The sequence below is a fragment of the Promicromonospora xylanilytica genome (assembly GCF_054782895.1).
Map to the genome: position 1 here is coordinate 1 of NZ_BAAGRP010000045.1, position 3564 is coordinate 3564.

General features: G+C 67.7%; 2 protein-coding genes. Both read left to right on the forward strand.

Annotated features, from left to right (window positions below):
- The coding region (locus ACYVK7_RS17715) for a DEAD/DEAH box helicase family protein (protein ID WP_460889043.1) at positions 1 to 1456 on the forward strand (1456 nt) is incomplete at its 5' end.
- A 96-nt stretch (positions 1457 to 1552) separates the two neighbouring features.
- Entirely contained in the window at positions 1553 to 3349 is a 1797-nt protein-coding gene (locus ACYVK7_RS17720; protein WP_460889044.1) for a DEAD/DEAH box helicase, read from the forward strand.
- The last annotated feature ends 215 nt before the right edge of the window (positions 3350 to 3564 follow it).

Consider the following 3564-nt stretch of genomic DNA (forward strand, 5'->3'; position numbering starts at 1 on the left):
AGACAACATTGTCAGAGATCCGTTAAGAAGGGCCGGACCTGACTCTGCCGAGACCCGGTCGGAGCGGCAGGCCCGGATCCTCCGGTTCTGGCGGTCGGTCGAGTACTTCAGTGCGCAGACGGTGAAACCCCCGGACGCCGAGGTACAGCAGGTAAAGAACGCTGACGAGTCCGAGCGGCGCTACGACGTCGCCCCGGCCGGCCCCACGCCGTGGGAGCCGGGTCACGAGCTGCGTCTGGTCGATCTCGACCCTGACAAAGTGTGGCGGTACACGCTCTACGGCGGTGTTTTCTCGCTGGACCGCCTCTATCGAACGCTCGCCGACGCGTTCGGTGAGGACGGGCGCGATGTCGACGAACGCACACCACGCGGCGACAGCGCACTATTCGCAGTCGCCGTGTCGCCTGGAGGACGCCTGCTGCTGGACACATTCACCATCTCGCAGGCGGGATGGGCGCTGGGCCGCACGCTCTCCCCCGGCCCAGCGTCAGCCGACTGGCTGGAGGGCTTCGACGAGGCCGTCAAGGGGATCCTGACTCGAGTCGCTGCCCGGATTCAGGTCTGGGATGACACCCAGGCGCGTGTCTTGCGCGGTCGAGGTCTTCCAATCCCCCAGGGGGGCCTGCCGGTGGCGGCTGGCCTTGTTCACGAGCTGGTCGGGATGATCGCAGACGCCTTGGGAGTCGAAGGCGTCCTGACACCGCATGCGGTGCGAGCTCAGGCGGACCCGGTCGACATCCGGTACGCCGACCAGCAGCAGGACACGGACTTCTTGAACAGCTTCGTCGCGGAAGACCTGGATCGCGTCGCAGGATCCGCGGCCGGCGGCGGTGTTGGGGCCACCCTCGACGCGTACCTGACCGACCAGCCCGACCCCTCCGCGCGGTTCGATGTGCGGGCCGCGACCAACCTCGACAGCGTGCTCGATCTGCTCGCCCCGGCGAACATCCCGGCGGGACGCTGGCCTGCGGACCCAGAGCACTCCCTAGTGACCTCGCAGCAGCTCGCCGTCAATCAGATCCGCGCTCGTCTCTGCGACGAGGCCGGTCTGTTCGGAGTAAACGGCCCGCCGGGTACGGGCAAGACGACGATGCTGCGCGACCTGGTCGCGGCGACCGTCGTGGACCGTGCCCGTCAGCTCGCCGCGCTGGCTTCGCCGCGCGACGGATTCATCGCCGGGAGCTGGACGGGCTGGGACATCGGTTCCAAGCCGATCCGGTTCCCCAGGCTGGTGCCGGAGCTGACCGGGTTCGAGATCCTGGTCGCCTCGTCAAACAACGGCGCGGTCGAGAATGTCACGCGCGAGCTACCGGACCGACAGAACATTGCAGATCCCTGGCGCGAAGCCGACTACCTGCGTGAGCACGCCACACGATTGCTCCGCGCCGCCTATAAAGGGCCGATCAACACCGCGCCGGAGGCGTGGGGCCTGCTTGCTGCGACACTCGGGAACTAGAGGAACCGCGGAGCGTTCGTCAACCACCTGTGGTTCACCCCGAAGAACAAGAAGAAAGGAAAGGACGCAGAGGCAACACGGGGAGAACCCGGCCTGATGGACTGGCTCACCGAGCAGCACGCTCTCACCGGGCCCATCACCTGGAAGCAGGCGGTCGACACGTTCCGATCGGCAGTCGCTGTCGAGGAGACGATCCGGACCGAGCGGCAACGGGCCCACGAGGCTCTCAAGTCCGTGCCCAACCTGAGAGTCGCTCACGAGCAAGCCACCGAAGCGAGCAGGCAGGCGAGAGAGGCGCTTGAGCGCGCCCAGGCCGTCGTCGGACCCGCGGAGGCAGCGCACGAGCAGGCCACGAAGACGGCGAAGACCGCCCGTCGACGACGACGTGAGCACCGCGAAGCACGTCCGCCGTGGTGGGAGGTCGTGTTCACGCTCGGCGCGGCCGCGCGGCGCTGGCACGCCGAGGACGGGCCACTCACTGACCGGCAACGGGACGCTGAGGGCGTCGAAGAACGGACCACCGCCACGCTATGTGCCGCGCAGGACGCCGTTGCGCATGCTGGTGTCGCGCTCGGCGCGGCGACCCGCGCTCAGCACGATGCCAAGCAGACCCTTGCGGACACGCTGGCTACCGTCGACGCCGCCCAGGCCGACATGACCGGTGCGGATCCGGGTCTGCACGTGCCCAATGACGCATGGCACTCGGACGAAGGCATCCGGGAACGCTACGCGCCGTGGCTCGACCCTCGCTGGAACGAGGCCCGGACGGATGTCTTCCTCGCAGCGCTCGACCTGCACCGGGTGTTCCTAGTCCGTGCCGGGAGCCACGCACGAGCGCTACTCGGCGCGGCCATGGACGTCGTGCGCGGCACTGCGCCTCGCACGGCGCCGCCCGATGCCGTGCTGGCCGCCTGGCAGGGACTGTTTCTGCTGGCCCCGGTCGCATCCTCCACGTTCGCCTCTGTCTCCCGAATGCTGCCGAATGTAGGCGCCGAGGCGTTCGGCTGGCTCTTGATCGACGAGGCTGGTCAAGCCGCCCCGCAGGACGCGGCCGGTGCGATCTGGCGTGCTCAGCGCGTTGTCGCCGTTGGCGACCCGCTTCAGCTCGAACCCGTCGTGACCGCATTGCACACTACCCAGGCCCGGCTACGTGACCACCACGATGTCACCAACACATGGCTACCCGAGCGGCAGTCCGTCCAAACGCTTGCCGACCGGGTCACCGTGCTCGGCACGAACCTGCACCGCGACGGCGAGCCGCTGTGGGTCGGCTCACCGCTTCGAGTGCACCGTCGCTGCGACGAGCCGATGTTTTCGGTCGTGAACGACGCCGTCTACGACGGCCTCATGCTCCACGGCGAGCCCGGCCGCGACGACAAGCTTGGAACCCTCCCTCTCGACAAGGAGGAGCCCGAGCCACCAGTGCTGGACAGACCCGTGCGCGAGAGCATTTGGATCGACGTGCACGGTGAGGCGAACGGCAACTGGATCCCCGCCGAGGGCGACGCAGCCGCATGGGTGCTGCGCGGACTCATGGCGCGACACGGCCTGCAGCCGAAGGACGTGCTCGTCGTCAGTCCGTTCCGGGCTGCCGCGGACCGGCTCCGCCCACTGGTTCGCCGCAAGTTCGGCAAAGGCGTGACGTGCGGCACCGTGCACGTCTCGCAGGGCAAGGAGGCACCAGCGGTGATCTTCGTCCTGGGCGGAGGCACAACGGGCGCGCGGACCTGGGCCGCGACACGGCCCAACCTGCTCAACGTTGCCGTGTCGCGGGCGAAGCACCGCCTGTACGTCATCGGAGACCGCGAGGACTGGAAGGGTTTACCTCACTTCGACGTCCTGGCGGCACGACTGCCGGTCTACGAATACGGGAGGCCAAGCAGGCCGGTATGACCACCGAATAACCGGGTCACACGCAAATCCGCTAACACGGGAGGTAGGCCGCAATGCAGCGCCTCGAACTGGTGATCGCTCAGTTTGAAGAGGTCAAACGCCTCATCGAGATCGGACGTGTACCTCAGTTGCGGCTAGTACTACAGCCGTAGATCTGGTCGTTGACCTGGGGTGATGCCTGGACGTGGGGCGGCCACCGCCGGGATGCTTCGTTG

Coding starts and splice junctions, on each gene's coding strand:
- ACYVK7_RS17720 (WP_460889044.1), top strand. CDS start 1,553: ATGGACTGGCTCACCGAGCAGCACGCTCTCACCGGGCCCATCACCTGG.